The 17,552-nt window shown below is 35.8% G+C and carries 10 protein-coding genes; 7 read left to right on the top strand and 3 right to left on the bottom strand.

Going from position 1 to position 17,552, the window contains the following annotated elements; genetic code table 11:
• Positions 1-9: 9 nt before the first annotated feature.
• A complete protein-coding gene (locus tag OQ292_RS30480; protein ID WP_284688067.1) occupies positions 10-585 on the bottom strand; it encodes a pentapeptide repeat-containing protein in 576 nt (191 codons plus the stop codon).
• Positions 586-741: 156 nt separating this feature from the next.
• Entirely contained in the window at positions 742-1,557 is an 816-nt protein-coding gene (locus tag OQ292_RS30475) for a ZIP family metal transporter (protein ID WP_284688066.1), read from the bottom strand.
• Positions 1,558-1,844: 287 nt separating this feature from the next.
• On the opposite strand from OQ292_RS30475, the gene OQ292_RS30470 reads away from it, so the two are divergent.
• From OQ292_RS30470 to OQ292_RS30440, 7 genes are all read left to right on the top strand, one after another.
• On the top strand, positions 1,845-2,432 hold the full coding sequence (locus OQ292_RS30470) for an RNA polymerase sigma factor (RefSeq protein ID WP_284688065.1): 588 nt from the start codon (positions 1,845-1,847) through the stop codon (positions 2,430-2,432).
• A 95-nt stretch (positions 2,433-2,527) separates the two neighbouring features.
• Complete coding sequence (locus OQ292_RS30465; protein ID WP_284688064.1) at positions 2,528-3,553, top strand: FecR family protein; 1,026 nt, start codon at positions 2,528-2,530, stop codon at positions 3,551-3,553.
• A gap of 160 nt (positions 3,554-3,713) precedes the next feature.
• Positions 3,714-7,037: a SusC/RagA family TonB-linked outer membrane protein gene (locus OQ292_RS30460; RefSeq protein WP_284688063.1), complete on the top strand. Its 3,324-nt coding sequence runs from the start codon at positions 3,714-3,716 to the stop codon at positions 7,035-7,037.
• 35 nt (positions 7,038-7,072) lie between these two features.
• Positions 7,073-8,512 (top strand): RagB/SusD family nutrient uptake outer membrane protein, encoded by a 1,440-nt coding sequence (locus OQ292_RS30455; RefSeq protein ID WP_284688062.1) that lies wholly within the window; start codon positions 7,073-7,075, stop codon positions 8,510-8,512.
• Between the two features lie 53 nt (positions 8,513-8,565).
• A complete protein-coding gene (locus tag OQ292_RS30450) occupies positions 8,566-10,230 on the top strand; it encodes an FAD-dependent oxidoreductase (RefSeq protein ID WP_284688061.1) in 1,665 nt (554 codons plus the stop codon).
• Positions 10,231-10,266: 36 nt separating this feature from the next.
• Entirely contained in the window at positions 10,267-12,294 is a 2,028-nt protein-coding gene (locus tag OQ292_RS30445; protein ID WP_284688060.1) for an FAD-dependent oxidoreductase, read from the top strand.
• A 30-nt stretch (positions 12,295-12,324) separates the two neighbouring features.
• On the top strand, positions 12,325-14,010 hold the full coding sequence (locus OQ292_RS30440) for an FAD-dependent oxidoreductase (protein WP_284688059.1): 1,686 nt from the start codon (positions 12,325-12,327) through the stop codon (positions 14,008-14,010).
• Positions 14,011-14,060: 50 nt separating this feature from the next.
• On the opposite strand, the gene OQ292_RS30435 is transcribed toward OQ292_RS30440, so the two are convergent.
• Positions 14,061-17,477: a sensor histidine kinase gene (locus tag OQ292_RS30435; protein ID WP_284688058.1), complete on the bottom strand. Its 3,417-nt coding sequence runs from the start codon at positions 17,475-17,477 to the stop codon at positions 14,061-14,063.
• Positions 17,478-17,552 lie beyond the last annotated feature (75 nt).

Here is a 17,552-nt window from a genome sequence, read left to right as displayed (position 1 = left end):
CTTTTTATGCTAATCAATATTAATATCGTATTTACTTAATAGCCCTAATACATTGTTTATAGAAAAACTGGCTTTTCTAATTCTGTTTCTTTCTGGGTCTATAGAAAGATTGTAAGAAGTAGTAAAGTCTACTTTTTCTAAATTTGTATGATCGAATACTGCTTTATCTAGATTGCAACTATCAAAAGTTGCATTGGTTAAATCAGATTCTGAAAAATCAATTTCCTGCATTTCACAATTCTGAAAGCTGGTATTTTTTAAACTTACTTTATAAAAGATAGCCATTTTTAACAGACAGTTTTTAAAATTCATGGAAAGTAAAAAAGAGTTGCAGTCACTAAAATTCAGGCCTAATAGCTTGCAGTTTACAAAACTAACATTATTAAATCCTGTGTTTTTTAGTTTGGTAAGACTTAAGTCGCAGTCTTTGAATTCGCAATCCCGAAAGGTTGAGTTAGAAAAATCGGAATTAGATAAAATGCAGTTTGTGAAAGTACAGTTTTCGAATTCTTCTCTTGTGAAGTTGCTTATTTGAGGTGTTGGCTCTAAAAAATATATACCGTTAAAATCCTTATCTTCGATCAAGATTAAATTGTTAAAATGCTAATTAAAAGATTTGTGTTTTAAATACACATTTTTCTAAAAATACACTTTTAGATATAGGAATAAAAATATATGGTGATATTCCTTTCCCAGTGAACCATCATTCTAATTTTTTGTTCAGAAATGTTTTTTTGAATGCTAACCAAGAGCTACATCCAGTAACATCATGGTAGCAAAACCAAACATAGCTCCTATGGTAGAAAGGTCTGTATCACTACCATTTTGAGATTCTGGAATTAACTCTTCCACCACCACAAAAATCATGGCTCCGGCTGCAAAAGAAAGTGCATAAGGTAACAGAGGTGTAATTACTAATACCAGATAAGCTCCGAGTACACCCGCAATTGGTTCTACAATTCCTGAAAGCTGCCCGTAGTTAAATGCCTTAAATCTAGAGAAACCTTCGCGTCTAAGGGGAATAGAAACTGCTGCACCTTCTGGAAAGTTTTGTAAGCCTATGCCAATAGCCAAAGCTAATGCACCAGCCAAAGAACCTGCTTCTGGGTTACTAGCTAGAGCACCAAAGGCTACTCCAACTGCCAAACCCTCTGGTATGTTGTGCAATGTTATAGCAAGTACTAGCAAAATACTCCTATGCCATGAGGTTTTTATACCTTCAGCCTTGCTTATGGGTAAGCCAAGGTGTAAATGCGGTAAAACTTTATCTACTAATAATAAAAAAGCTCCTCCTGCAAGAAACCCAACTACTGCTGGAATCCACGAAGGTGTTCCGCTTTTCTCTGCCATCTCTATAGCCGGATTGAGCAAAGACCAAAAGCTAGCTGCGATCATTACGCCAGCAGCAAAACCTAACATAGAATTTAATACCTTCTTATTAATTTCTTTAAAGAAAAAAACCATTGCTGCCCCCAATGCAGTTACTCCCCATGTAAAAAGTGTTGCGAAAAGTGCTAATAAAATTGGATTTGTGTCTAGTAGCCAGTCTGTATTCACTCGTAGTTGTAGTTTAATATTATAATAAATCTCCTCGGCTCATCATAAATCGAGAATAAAAGACGCATAAATTTATCTATTAATAAGAAAACTTGTCTTTAATAATTTCAATTTAAACTAAGAATAAATCTAAATGTTTGTCTGCTAGGTACCTCCAATGAATAGCTGTAGGCTTAATTGTGCACGGACACCCTAATTTTAGATAGCATTTCCCATTCTTTTTTTGATTTGCCTCATCCTACTGTTACAAAATTATTATTAAATTGCTTAAGACTGATGACTAGTAAATGAAAATGAACATAGCTGAAACCAAAATAAACGACATAAAACTTTGGGATGAGTTACGGTCTGGCTCCCGTAATTCTTTTATAGAATTTTACGATTTAATGTATCCCATTCTTTATGCGCATGGTTTAAAATACTGTTTTGATAAAGAATTAATGAAAGAGGTGCTTCAAGAGGTTTTTCTCGAAATTTGGGAAAAACGAAACACCTTACCAGAAGTAAACAATGTAAAGGGATATCTATATGCTATTGTAATTAGAAAAATAAACAGATCACTCAGTAGCAAAAAACATAAAACCCTACCACTCGAAAATGCTAGCCAACAAACCATTAGCGTACAATCTTATGAGTTTGCTTTGATCGAGTCTATCAAAACGAATGAACTAAAATCTCGCCTACAAAAAGCATTATCTGTCCTCACCACCAAACAAAAGAAAATTATCATTATGAAATTTTTTGAGGATATGAGCTACGAAGAAATCTCACTTAAAACTGGAAACAACAAAAGAACAGTTTACAACCAGATTTACGAAGCCATAAAAATTCTTAAAAAATACCTCACTCTTTTTTTATTAATTTTATTATACTGATTTACAGTTAGTTACTACCATATTTTAAAAAATTCTCTGATTTTTTCGGTAAAAATCGGTGATGCCCTGCACTATATATTTAAAGCCCTTAAATAATGGATTACAATAATTACGATATTGAAGATTTTGTTACGGATGAATTTTTCCAAAAGTATGCTACCGAAGAAAGTGAGGATGCTAAACAGTTTTGGAAAGAGTGGCTAAATGCACATCCAGAAAAATCTGAACTTGTAAAAGAAGCCAAACTTATTGTTAATACCTTAGGGCTTAGACTGAATGAAACTGAAAGACTTGAAGAAAGAAACAAAATTGAAAAACTCATCTCGGGAGAAGTTCCCCAAATAAAACCAGCACCAAAGCAAGTTTTGCTTTCTTTTAATAAAGTGGCAGCCATTATCGTTTTTGCCCTTGCTGCTTTTTTAGGCTATTGGTTATCTTATAAAAAGGAAGAAACTACACCAGCTAAGCAAATTGCTTATATAGAAAAATACATAAACTACGGACAAAAATTAACACTTACATTTCACGATGGCACTATTGTAAAGTTAAACTCAGGAACAAAGATTAAATATCCTGAAAACTTTGATACAACAGTGCGTGAAATTTGGCTAGAAGGTGAAGCTTATTTTGATGTAACCAAACATTCAGATTGGCCATTTATAGTCCACACACAAAATCTGGATACAAGGGTTTTGGGAACTTCATTTAATGTAAAAGCTTTCCCAAACGAAGACTACGAAAATATTTCGCTTGTAAGCGGAAAAGTAAAAGTGCATAACAAAGTAGAAACAGAAAGTGCAGATTCTGTTTTTCTAACCCCTGGTGAAAGTGCTAGTTTTGATGAATACAACCACTTACTCCAAAAAGGAAAATTTAATCCAAACACCGTACTTGCATGGAAAAATGGAATATTACAGTTTGAAGGTGCCAGCTTCAAAGAGATTGTTCCAGTGCTGGAAAGGTGGTATGGTGTAAGCTTTCTAATGGAAACAAAACAACCAGTTAAGGGAAAATTTACTGGTAAATTCTCTAATCAATCTCTCGATATTGTACTTCAGGTATTGGGAGAAACCTCTGAATTCAACTATCAAATCAACAAAAAAGAAGTAATTATTAATTAAGCAACATGCCTATGTAACACAATACTTTAGTCCACAAAAAAAGCCAGCATCGTCTAAAATGCTGGCTCATAAAAACATGATTTACATGCCAGATTCGTGTGCAGACGAAAAAGGCAATTTTTTTCAGATGTCTAATTAACACCTAAAAGTCTATAAAAATATGAAATTGAAAATTGTTAGACAAGTTATCACTATGTCCAAATATGCCTTATACGGGTTGTTTTTTCAAAGTTTGCTTTGCACTATGCTTATAGCAAAAGATGGTAGCGCACAAAACAAAAAACTTGAAGAAATCTTGCTTTCAGTAAAACTGGAAGATGTAACCCTGAAACAAGCGTTAAAAACTATCGGAAAAGAAACTGATTTTCATTTCGCTTACAACAATTACACATTTAATGAAAACTTACGGGTTTCGGCAGAAGCTAATAATGAATCTCTAGCCGACTTACTAGGCAGAATTTCCAAAACCGCCAATGTGAAATTCAAAAGAGTAAACGACATTATTTATGTAAAAAAACACCTATATCAAGAACCCCCAATTGAAGAATTTGTCGAAATAATACCAGTACAACAGAAAATTACAGGTAGAGTTTCCGCAATAGACAACAATGAGCCTTTGCCGGGTGTAAGTATTCTAATAAAAGGAACCACCACTGGTACTACTACAGATATTGATGGCAACTATTCGCTTACTTGTTCTAGTGGAGATATTTTGCAGTTTAGCTACATTGGGTTTATTACCAAAGAGGTTGAAGTAAATTCTCAAACAGAACTTAACGTACAACTCGATGCCGATCTTGAACAACTAGAAGAAGTGGTGGTAGTTGGTTATGGTTCTGTCAAAAAAACAGATTTAACTGGCTCGGTATCATCTATCACCAAAGATGAACTAACAAGTTTGCCAGTAAATAATGTACAGCAAATAATGGCTGGTCGTGCACCGGGTGTACAGGTAATACAAAACTCTCACTCTCCAGGTGGTGGACTAAGTGTTAGAATTCGTGGAGCCAACTCCGTTTTGGGTGGTACAGAGCCCCTTTATGTAGTAGATGGTTTTATTGGCAGTATAGGTTTAAATAGCATTAACCCTAACGATATTGAATCAATAGAGATCTTAAAAGATGCTTCTGCTACAGCCATTTATGGTTCAAGAGGTGCAAATGGTGTTGTAATTGTAACCACAAAACGCGGGTCTAAAAATAGAGATCAAATTAACTTCGATGCTTACTACGGTTTCCAAAAAATCATTAATAAAATTGATATGATGGATGCACGGCAGTTTGCAGAAATTGCCAATGCAAAAGTTTTGAATGATGGTGGAACTGAAGTTCCTTTCTCCGATCTAAACAACTTACCTTACGATACCGATTGGCAAGACGAAATTTTTAGAGTAGCTCCTATTCAAAATTACTCATTGTCTTTTGCTGGTGGTGATGACAAAACACAATACTTAATTTCTGCCAACTATTTCGATCAGGTAGGTATTGTAGAAAATACAGATTTCGGTAGAGGTACAATTAGGGCAAACATCGATAAAACTGTAGGTAAATTTAAAATCTCAAACAGTTTTCAAGCAAGTAGAATTATAGAAAACGATTTGCCAGAAGGTCAAGATAAAGGGCCAATTGCTGGCGCTTTGGCAGCTTACCCTACCAGACCTGTAATGGAAGATGGCGCTTTTGCACAAATGGATATTACTGAATACAGTGGTTTTAGCGATCCAATACCAAACCCAGTAGCAGAAATTACTCAAAGACAAAGAGAGCTAAAAACTTCTCGCTTGTTCGATATGATTTATGGCGAATACGAAGTAATTCCTGGCTTAAAAGCCAAAGTTTCTTTAGGTGTGAGCTACTCAAATAGTAGAAGAGATAATTATACAAAAAGAACCATTCCGAATTCTAGTGTAAACGGTGTTGCTTACATCAACAATAGTGAATCTTTCGATATCTTAAATGAAAATACACTTAGCTATTTTAAAGAAATTGGAGACCATTCTATCAATGCAGTAGCAGGTTTTACTTCTCAGCGAAATGAGTACAAATATTTCTCAGCAGGTGCAAGAGATTTTGTTACAGATATTTTGGGTACTGGCAACCTAGCTTCAGGTGCCACCATAGATGTGCCTTCTTCTGGTGGTACAATTTGGAGCCAGCAATCTGTAATTGGTCGAGTTAATTATGTGCTAAAAAATAAATATCTGGTAACATTTACTGGCAGATACGATGGTTCATCAAGAGTAGCACAAACAAATAGATGGACGTTCTTCCCTTCTTTTGCATTGGGTTGGAGAGTTATAGAAGAGCCATTTATGGCAAACTTTTCTAACATTTCTAATTTGAAAGTGAGAGTAAGTTGGGGGATGACAGGTAACGATAGAATTCCCTCTTACCTTTCTCAACAAAGAATCAGTTCAACTACTTTATCATCGGCAGAGCAAATCGTTGTGGGACTTACACCTGCTAACTTGCCTAGCTCTGAACTCGATTGGGAAAAAACAGCACAAACTGACTTTGGTGTAGATCTCGGTCTATATGACGATAGATTGAGATTTACCGCTGATTACTATATAAAAAATACCAACGACTTGCTGGCTCAAATTCAACTACCACTTTCTGTAGGTTTCAGCAATGTAATTCAGAACATTGGAGAACTCAGAAATACAGGTGTTGAACTTGGCGTTGGCGCAGATATTCTGGTAAATGAATTTACTTGGACTGTAGAAGCTAATTTTTCATCAAACCGAAATGAAGTAACAAAACTTAAAGATGGAAATGATGTATTTGCTGCTTCGCTTCCGGGTGGTGCTTCTGCGGGTTCGTTCCACATTATTAGAGAAGGCGAGCCATTGGCATCTTACTTCGGCTATGTTGAAAATGGCCTAGACGAAAACGGAGATATCACTTACAAAGATCTTAACGGAGATGAAGTAATCGATACTGATGACAGAGTTATTTTAGGCGATTTCTTCCCAGATTTTATCTATGGATTCAATTCCAAATTCTCGTGGAAAGGTATAGATGTGAATATCTTCTTCCAAGGAGTTGAAGGTGTAGAACTAATTAGGTTAGATAAATTTAGAAGTGGTAATTCTTTAACTAGAGGTTACAATCAGCTTATAGAAGTTGCCGATTACTGGACACCCGAAAATACTGATGCCAAGTATCCAAAACCTAAATCGGGCATAAACTTAAGAGCATCTAACGAATATGTAGAAGATGCTTCTTACCTCAGATTGAAAAACCTGCAAGTGGGTTATAACCTCCCATTAAGCAGTATGGGTATCAAGTGGCTTAGATCTGCAAAAGTGTATATAAGCGGTCAAAACCTGCTCACATTTACCAAATACACAGGTTTCGATCCTGAACTGAACAACTTCGGAAACAGCACTGTAAATGGCAATACAGATTTGAGACTTGGCTTAGATCTCTCAAGTTATCCGTCTGCTCGTACCTACACATTTGGTATTAATCTCGGTTTCTAAAATGTCCTCTAATCATTCAAAACAGCAAATTGAAAATGAAAAAAATAATATATATACTATTCGTAATCGGTTTAATCAGTTGTAATGATTTTCTGGATGAAGAACCTGTTTCTTTTCTATCCAGCGATCAATTTTACCAAACTGAAGATGATGCTATAGCTGCAACAAATGCAGTTTATCAACCATTGGCAACCAATGGCTACTATGGTCAACAATTTTTTGTTCAAGTAGAGCTAAAAACAGAATACAGTTTGGGCAGAGGTTCTCACCAACCTTCTGGTGTTTATAATCTTGACCAAACCAATATTAGTCGTATTGCTGGAATCTGGCAACTTGCATATTTATCCATCAACAGAGCAAATGCCGTAATGGAAAGAATTCCACTTATGGAATCTGTAAATGATGATCTCAAAAGTAGACTTGTCGCAGAAGCCAAATTTGTAAGAGCTTTAAACTATTACAATTTGGTAAGGCTATGGGGAGCTATTCCTTTACAAGAAGAAGAAGTATCTGAGATTGTAGATTTTTCTTTCCCAAGAATGCCAGAAGATGATATTTATGCTTTGATTTTAGAAGATTTAATAGCCGCAGAACAGGGTTTAAAACTTCGCTCTGAGCAAATGACTCCGACTGATTTATTTAGAGCTACAAAAGGTGCTGCCCAAACTTTACTGGCTGATGTATATTTAAACAGAGGTATGTACAGCGAAGCTATGCAAAAAGCAGGTGAAGTTATCGCTTCAGGAGAATATAGTTTGGAACAGGATATTTATGAGGTTTACGATGTTGAAAATGATACGCATTCTGAAGACGTTTTTTCTATCAAATTTGCAAGAACATCTGGCTTTGGCAGTAGCATGGCTATTTATACACATAATGCAAATGCTGGCTATTCTTCTAGTGGTTACAGAACCATTCTTGGCAATACGCAATCTTTCCTTTCAGATTGGGATGAAACGGATTTAAGAAGAAATCTTAATCTGTATAGCACACCTGAAGATTCTGCATTTTTAACTGCCAGCGAACCTATACTTTATAAGAAGTACATCGATTCTGAATCGCAAGGAGCACATGGTAATGATTTCCCGGTTTTCAGATATCCAGATGCTTTATACATCTATGCCGAAGCAGATATTAGAGCTAATGGAAGTTTGTCTGCAGAAGGTTTAGAGTACATCAACATGGTGCATCGTAGGGCTTATGGTAAAACGGTAGATATTGCTGACCCAGAAACTGATTTCCCAAGTGGTTTATCTGCTGATGAATACCTAGACATCATCTTTCTTGAAAGAGCCAAAGAGTTTTTGTTAGAAGATAAACATTGGTTTGATATGCTTCGCTATAACAAAGTAGAAGAGTTGCTTAATGAGTCAGGTTTTACTTATTCAAACACACTATTACTCTGGCCAATTCCACAAGAAGAAATTGACAACAACGAAGCAATTTCGCAAGACGACCAAAACCCCGGTTATTAAATTTCAATCACTGAGGCAGAGCAATTTGTTCTGCCTCATTTCAACTTTATATAATGAGAAATACCTGTCTTAAAATATTAGTTTTATTACTGCTCTTTCATTGTCAACCGATTCAAAATGTTAAAGAGAAATCTTACGATTTGGTGATTTATGGAGGAACATCTGCCGGAATTATTGCCGCAGTTCAAGCTGCCCGAATGGATCATACAGCCATTATTGTTGTGCCAGAAGATAGAATTGGCGGAGCAATGAGTGGTGGACTTGGTTGGTCAGATATTGGCGAAGAAGAAACCATTGGAGGTTTATCGCTAGAATTTTTTAAAAGAGTTTATCAATATTACCAACAAGATTCTGCTTGGAAGTTTCAAGCAGCAGCTGACTATAAACCCTATGGCAACCATGTAATTCTAGAAAGCGGAATTATGTGGACATTCGAACCAGAAGTTGCCAAAAGAATTTTTGAACAAATGCTTTCAGAAGAAAAAGATAAAATCGAAATAGTTTATAATGAAAGAATCGATTTGAAAGCAGGTGTTATAAAAGAAAACAACGTCATCACATCCATTAAAACAGAATCTGGCAAAGAGTATAAAGGCAAATATTTTATTGATGCCAGTTACGAAGCAGATTTAATGGCTCAGGCAGGTGTAAGTTACCATGTAGGCAGAGAAAGTAGTAGTACCTATAATGAAGAACTTGCCGGAGTACTTGGCCCAACTATCGATGTAAGGCAACCAAAACATTTATTTGGTGCCGGTATTTCTCCTTATGATAGTGCTGGAAATTTACTTCCTGGTATTCAAGATGTGCCTATGGGTAATCCTGGTGATGGCGACCATAAAATACAGGCTTACAACTTTAGAGCTTGCCTTACTACAGCCACTGAAAACCAGATTCCAATTCCTAAACCGGAAAACTACGATCCACTTAATTACGAATTGCTTTACAGGTACATTAAGAAAAAAGATTTAAAATCTATTCACGATGTAATTACCATTTCACCCATGCCTAATTATAAAACCGACATCAACGATGGTGGTCATGGTAGCCCATTTTCTACAGATTACAATGGCATGAATTGGGATTTTCCTGAAGGAGATTATGCAACCAGAGAGTGTATCTGGACAGAGCATTACAACTTTACTGTTGGACTTTTCTATTTTTTGGGTCACGATTCAAGACTGCCAGAAGAAATGAGAAATGAAATGTTAAAATATGGTTTGCCTAAAGACGAATATACACAGTATGGTAACTGGACTCCACAATTATACATTCGTGAAACAAGACGTATGTTAGGCAAGCATATTCTTACACAACAAGACTGTCAAGATGATGTAAGTAAGCCTCAATCTATAGGCATGGCATCTTATGGCCCAGATAGCCACCATGTGCAAAGAATAGTTTACGAAAATGGTGAAGTGGTAAATGAAGGGAATTTTTTGGAGCCACATAAAGCCTACGAAATACCAATGGGTGTAATTATGCCAAAAGAAGAAGAATGTTCCAATTTACTTGTGCCAGTTTGTGTTTCGAGTTCTCATATTGCTTTTGGTTCTATCAGAATGGAACCTGTATTTATGATTATGGGACAAGCAGCAGCAACCATCGCATGTCTATCACAGGATAATAAAATGCCATTACATCAGCTCAAATATGAGGTCGTCCAAAATCAATTGTTAAAAGACAAACAAAAGCTTAAATTAAAAGAGGTCTATTAGAAATACACCGACTAATCACATCCTGAAACTATGAAAATGAAAAAGCTAATTGCAGGAATCATCCTGTTACCTTTCTTACTACTTTCCTGTAACACAAGTAAAAGTCCGTCTTCTACTAATAATGATATTTCTGCAGATATAATTATTTATGGTGCCACATCAGCCGGAGTAATTGCCGCTTACTCAGCCAAACAAATGGGTAAATCTGTATTAATTATTGAACCAAGTACGCATTTGGGCGGACTATCATCTGGTGGTTTAGGACAAACAGATATTGGGAACAAATATGCAGTTACTGGTTTAGCCAGAGATTTTTATAGAAGAATAGGGAAACACTATGGACAGTTTGAAAAATGGCTTTTTGAACCGCATGTGGCACGTGAAACTTTTCAACAATATATAGATGAAGCTGATCTCCAAATTCTTTATTTACACAGATTGGTTGATATAACAACTCAAGATGGAACCATTCAAAATTTAACCATAGAGCGCAGTGATCAACCCGGTAAAGAAAATGAAAAAACAGTTTCGGGAAAAATGTTTATCGATTGTACTTACGAAGGCGATTTAATGGCAAAAGCGGGTGTGTCTTATATAGTAGGTCGAGAAGCGAACAAAACCTATAATGAAACCATTAATGGAGTTCAGTTAATGGAAGGCCACCAGTTTCCAGATGGAGTTGATCCTTATAAAACTCCCGGTGATCCGTCAAGTGGATTAATTTGGGGAGTTAGTGATAATTCACTTTTACCAAATGGAACTGGAGATAGTAAAGTTCAGGCTTACAATTATCGCATTTGCCTCACAAAAGACCCAGAAAATAGTATCCCCATTACAAAACCTGAAGGTTATGATGCTTCTAAATATGAGCTTTTATTAAGATTGATGGCAGCTCAGCCAGACAGGCAAACGTTATATAACTATTTTATCTGGAGTGGAATGCCAAATAGCAAAACCGATATCAATAACAGAGGTGGTTTTTCTACTGACATGATCGGCATGAATTACGACTACCCAGAAGCTTCTTATGAAGAACGCGCCGAAATCGTGAAAGCTCATGACAGTTATACCAAAGGTTTGCTGTATTTTGTAGGTAATGATTCGAGAGTACCTGAACAAATCCGAACTGAAATGCAAAAATGGGGATATCCTAAGGATGAATATCCAAACAACAACCATTGGACACCTCAACTGTATGTAAGAGAAGCCAGAAGAATGATTGGCAGCTATGTAATGACCCAAGCCAATTGTTTAGGTGAAAAAGTTGTAGATGACAAAGTAGGTATGGCAGCATACACCATGGATTCTCATAATTGCCAACGCATTGTAGTTAATGGTCAGGTTAAAAATGAAGGTAATGTGGAAGTGGGTGGTTTTGGCCCTTTCCCTATTGCTTATCGATCGCTAACTCCAAAAGAAACTGAATGTAAAAACCTATTGGTTCCTGTTTGTCTTTCTGCTAGTCATATTGCTTATGGTTCTATTAGAATGGAACCTGTATTTATGGTGCTAGGTCAATCTGCGGCTGTGGCAGCTTCTATGGCGATTGATGCAGAAACCAGTGTTCAAAACATCAATGTAGATCAACTAAAAAATAAATTGGCTAGCGATCCTCTACTCGATGGAAACACTGCCGAAATTGTGGTGGATAATGAAGACAATACCCATTTAGAGATTAATGGAAATTGGGAAAATAGAAACCGTGGAGGTTATGGCCCTTCTTTGCTTGCACTCAATGCTGATGAGAATACGCAAGGAACAGTTAAGTTTTCACCGGAAATTCTCAAAGACGGATTGTACGAGGTGTATGCCTATTTCCCAAAACTGCCTGATGTTTCTTCTCAAACTAAATTCATTATTCATGATGCAAAATCTACGAGAGAAGTAATTATCAAACAAGAAGATATAAAAGTGGAAGGGCAAACTTCTGGCGAATGGGCTAGCTTGGGTAGTTACCAATTACCAGCAGGTAAAGAAAGTTATGTGGAAATAAGCACAGAAGATGCCGATGGCTTGGTCTTCGCCGATGCAATTATTTGGATTCCTGCCAAAACACTCAATTAATCACAATCATTTATACTTATCGATTTGAAAATGAAAAAAAATATCATCATACTTCTAGCCATTACTTTAGCAACGCTATTTTCTTGTTCGCCAAAGTCTGCTAAGGAAGATACATCACAAAATACAAAACCCGAAGTGTATACCGCTGATATTATTGTTTATGGTGGTACCTCTGGCGCTGTAACTGCAGCTGTGCAGGCTAAAAAAATGGGTAAATCTGTAATTATGGTTTCACCAGATAAGCACCTTGGTGGACTATCTGCCGGAGGTTTGGGCTTTACGGATACTGGAAATAAAAAAGTAATTGGTGGACTTTCTAGAGAATTTTATCACAGATTATATATGCACTACCAAGATGCTGCTGCTTGGAAGTGGCAAGCAAAATCTGAATATGGCAACAAAGGTCAAGGAACTCCGGCAATAGATGGCAACGCCCGCACCATGTGGATTTTTGAACCTCACGCAGCCGAAAAAGTATTTGAAGATTTTATCTCCGAAAACAACATTGAGATTTATCGAGACGAATGGCTAGACAGAAGCAATGGTTTAGAAAAGGAAAATGGAAGAGTCTCTGCCATTAAAACACTAAGTGGCAAAACCTTTCAAGGTACAGTATTTATCGATGCTACTTACGAAGGTGATTTAATGGCGATGGCTGGTATAAAATACCATGTGGGTAGAGAAGCAAACAGTGTTTATGGCGAAGAATTTAATGGGATACAAAAAGAAGTTTTTCATCATGGCCATCATTTTAGTGAAAAGATTGATCCTTATGTAGTGCCGGGAGATCCAAACAGTGGTTTACTTCCTAAAATCTCAAGCGAAGATCCGGGCGTAAATGGCGAAGGTGACGATAGAATCCAAGCATATTGCTTCCGTATGTGTTTGAGTAATCATCCAGATAATAGAGTTGCTTTTACAAAACCAGAAGGTTACGACCCTGCTGATTACGAACTTTTGACTAGAGTTTATGCCAAAGGTTGGGATGCTACTTTCAATAAATTCGATCCAATTCCAAATAGAAAAACCGATACGAATAATCACGGACCTTTTAGCACAGATAATATCGGGATGAATTACGACTACCCAGAAGCTAGCTACGAGAGGAGAAAAGAGATTATTAGGGAGCATGAAAATTACCAAAAGGGTTTGATGTACTTTTTAGCAAATGACCCAAAAGTGCCAGAAGATGTGAGAACAGAAATGAGCCAATGGGGTTTGGCTAAAGATGAATTTACCGACAATGGAAACTGGCCGCATCAGATTTATGTGAGAGAAGCCCGCCGCATGATTGGCGATTATGTAATGACTGAAAATGATGTGTTAGGAAAAATTGAAGTGCCAAAGCCAGTAGGAATGGGCTCTTATACTATGGACTCACACAACATACAAAGGTATGTAACCGAAGAAGGTTATGTACAAAACGAAGGTGATATTGGTGTACATGCACCTGTGCCTTATAGTATTTCTTATGGTTCTTTGGTACCGCAAAACGGCCAATGTGAAAATCTACTTGTACCAGTTTGTGTTTCAAGTTCACACATTGCCTTTGGCTCTATTAGAATGGAACCTGTATTTATGATTTTGGGGCAATCGGCTGCTACTGCCGCCGCCATGGCAATCGATGATCAAGTTTCTGTACAAAATGTAAGCTATGATAAGCTAAGTGAAAAGCTATTAGCAGATAACATGGTACTTACATTAAGCGAACAATAAAATGTTTTAATGTCTTTCGGGAAACAATTCACCAACCAGTTATGCTTGTTTCAGGCATGACTGGTTTCTAAATGATTAGGTATATAAATCTTGAATCGTGTTCCTTTTGAAAATTCACTAGATAAGGTAATATTCCCACCTAACTTAGCTACAGTTTCTTGTACAATATATAAACCGATACCAGAACCCACCGAATACTCACTTGCTTTAAAAAACATCTGGAAAACCTTCTCCCTCATATCTTCTTCAATACCAATTCCATTATCTTCAAAAATCAAATAAGCTCCTTTTTCATATTGCTTTATCTCAATGTACAAAAAGGAATTTTCTACACTGTAATTTTGATACTTAATAGCATTAGACATAATATTCCTAAAAATAATTTCGAGCCGCTTTTCATCTGAAAAGAAACCTCCATTTAAAACATAATTTGTTTTAATATTTATCCGGTCCGCATTATCCATAAACATTAATTCGGATAAGACTTCTTCCATCATTTTCTGAAAATTAATTGGTGCATTTCCAATTATCAATCTGGAGTTTCGCGAGTAATCTAATATATCTCGTACAAAAGTGTCTAACTTATTCAGGCTCTTATTGGCTAGTTTTATATAAGTATTAAAATTCGAAGGATCTCTTTCCATTTCCAGTAACTTAATTAATCCCATTACTGAAGAGAGTGGTGCGCGAATATCATGGGAAACTCTATACACAAGATTATCTAATTCCTCATTCGACTTGTTAAGCTCGTAAGTTCTTTGTCTTACATTTTCTTCTAAGCCCTCATTCATGGCAAGTACTTCTGTATTGTAAAGTTCGAGCTCTTCTGCTTGTGTTTGAATTTCTTCTTTTTGATCTTGTATTAAATAATTCTTTTCCCTTAAATCTTTATTAGCATCTGTTAGTTCTTTGGTTTTTTCAGTTACAAGCTTTTCAAGTCTTAGGTTTTGCTTCTTTACACTATTAATTCTGATGAAATAAATAAAAATAGCTAAAGTGCTCAAAAATAGAAATACAAAAATCCTAAACCACCATTGCTCCCACCATGGTGGTAATACAGTAATATGTAAAGTTCTAGCTGGATGTGTTATCTCAGGATCGTCAATCATTACAGTAAATTTATACTCACCAGGTCTTAGGTTTGTATAAGTTACTTTATGTTCTTTACCTATATATTGCCAAGACTCATCAATAAAATTCTCGAGCCGATATTTGTATTTAATTTTCTCAGGCATGGTATAAGCAAGGGCTGTAAAGTAGATGCTAAATACCGATTGAGTCATAGTAAGCTCTATGCTTTCTGTTTCATTGATCGCTTTTGTTAGTGGAGAGCCATTTTCTGCAATAGCAACATGTTCATTAAAAATATGAAAGTCTGTAAATACAATGGGGATTATATTATTACAGTCTTTTAAACTATCTGGATGAAAGATGTTTAAACCGTTATTACCACCAAGCATTAATTCACCTGTAGAAAGTTTCCCAAAGGTTTCTCTATTAAACTGCAAACTTTGCAAACCAAAGCTAGTATTATAGTCTTTAAAAGTTTTCGCCTTAGGATTAAAACAGCTTAAACCTTTATTGGAAGTTAACCACAAAGTACTGTCTTTATATTCAACAATACCATTGATATTATCACTAATTAAACCATCTTCGGTGGTAATAAAATTGAAGCTCAGTTTTTCTCTGTTAAATTCAAGCAAGCCTCCACCTTGTGTACCAATCCAAACTTTATGTTTCGAATCTTCTAAAATTGAAAAAATAGAAAAACTGCCAACATCTTCTTTTTGGATTTTAACAATTTCATTAATTTCTAATGTTTCTGGATTTATTAAATGGAGATAACCATTGTTAGAACCTGCCATTAACTCTCCAGTATATGAAAAAGAAACCACCCAGAAAAATTTTCCTTTTAAGTTATTGAGTTTATCTTGCTCCCAATTCATAAAAGTAAAAGTCTCTGTTTCTGGATCGAACTTATTAATACCACCACCAAAAGTTGCCAACCACAAATTGCCATTTTTATCTTCTGCAATGTCTACAACATTATCATTATTAGGTCCTTTGCCATTAGCAGAGTTAGTAGAATAGTGCTTAAATTTTTTAGTCTTTATATCAAACATATCAAGACCTCCATCCCACATTCCAATCCAAATTCTACCTTTATGATCTTCAAAAATTACTTTAATTTTATCGTTGCTTATGCTACTCCGATTAGCATCGTTATGCATAAACTTCTCAAAGTAATCACTTTCTCTATGGAAAATATTTAAGCCTCCACCATCTGTACCAATAAGAATGTGACCATCGCTGGTTTCCAGCGTAGCACTTATATCTTGATAAGATAGAGAGCCTTCTTGAAAAGTAGAATTATAATATTTAAACTGGATGAAATTTCTATCAAAAAGATTTACTCCTCCATTAAATGTACATATCCAAACTCTGTTTTGTTTGTCTATTGTAACAGACTTTACTGAATTGGCACTCAAACTTTTAGCATCCATGTGTTGATGCTTATATTGATACGCCTCTTCCTTGCGTAAGTCTAGCAGGTTTAACCCGTCATCTGAACCTATCCAAAGTAAATCGGAACTATCTGAAGTAATACTCCAAACCTGATTGCTAGATAGCACATATTTAAAATCAGGGTTATTCTTGTAATTAGAAAACTCTCCTGTTTTTGTATCCATTATGTTAAGGCCATCCCAAGTACCAACCCAAAGTCTTCCTTTAGCATCGTAGCATAGAGATGTGATTTCGTCATGGCTAATGCTTTTTAAATCTTGAGCATTATATTGGTAACGTATAAAGGTTTCTGCTTTAGGATCAAACAAATTTAATCCTCCACCTAATGTACCAATCCACATCTTGCCATCTTTTCCCTTTATTATACTTCGTACTCTGTTATGACTAAGACTATTTGGATCATCTGGATTGTGTAAGTAGTGCTTATAAGCTTTTGTATCATAATCGTAAATAACTAAGCCATTACCCGAGGTACCAATCCATGCTTTGTTATCATCATCTATATAAATATCATAGATATGATCTATCAAAGAATCATTCTCGTGTTCTTTGTTTGGCCCAATATTTAACCGAGTAAAATTGTCTAGTTCGCGATTATAGATGCTAATACCTCCTCCCCAAGTAGCTATCCATAAATTTTGATAGCTATCTTCTGCAATATCCATCACTACATTATTGGAAAGGCTGGTAGAATCTTTAGCATCAAAATTATAAACCTTAAACTCTTGGCTATCGAACCTGTTTAAACCATCTTCTGTGGCAATCCAGATAAGGTTTTCTGAGTCTTGAATTACTTTAAAAGAAAAGTTATGAGACAAGCCGTCTTCAACAGTGTACGACCTGAAAACTAATTTCGGCTGAGCCAAGGATGCGTTAAATAAGTCAAATATCCAGCAAATAAGTATAAAAACAGCATTTACTGTAGTAGCTCTGAAAAGCATTACAAAAATTATTTATGATGTAAAATTTAAAAAATTTTACACAGAGATGTAAGTATTTTGAAAAAAGTTAGTAGA

Source organism: Chondrinema litorale, from assembly GCF_026250525.1.
Classification (GTDB): Bacteria; Bacteroidota; Bacteroidia; order Cytophagales; family Flammeovirgaceae; genus Chondrinema; species Chondrinema litorale.
Note: the sequence above shows the minus strand (reverse complement) of the source record. Positions and strands in the feature narration are given on the sequence as shown.

Excerpts from the sequence above, each read along its gene's own strand:
- OQ292_RS30460 (WP_284688063.1), top strand. The coding sequence starts at position 3,714 with ATGAAATTGAAAATTGTTAGACAAGTTATCACTATGTCCAAATATGCC.
- OQ292_RS30440 (WP_284688059.1), top strand. The coding sequence starts at position 12,325 with ATGAAAAAAAATATCATCATACTTCTAGCCATTACTTTAGCAACGCTA.
- OQ292_RS30455 (WP_284688062.1), top strand. The coding sequence starts at position 7,073 with ATGAAAAAAATAATATATATACTATTCGTAATCGGTTTAATCAGTTGT.
- OQ292_RS30435 (WP_284688058.1), bottom strand. The coding sequence starts at position 17,477 with ATGCTTTTCAGAGCTACTACAGTAAATGCTGTTTTTATACTTATTTGC.
- OQ292_RS30445 (WP_284688060.1), top strand. The coding sequence starts at position 10,267 with ATGAAAAAGCTAATTGCAGGAATCATCCTGTTACCTTTCTTACTACTT.
- OQ292_RS30450 (WP_284688061.1), top strand. The coding sequence starts at position 8,566 with ATGAGAAATACCTGTCTTAAAATATTAGTTTTATTACTGCTCTTTCAT.
- OQ292_RS30470 (WP_284688065.1), top strand. The coding sequence starts at position 1,845 with ATGAAAATGAACATAGCTGAAACCAAAATAAACGACATAAAACTTTGG.
- OQ292_RS30465 (WP_284688064.1), top strand. The coding sequence starts at position 2,528 with ATGGATTACAATAATTACGATATTGAAGATTTTGTTACGGATGAATTT.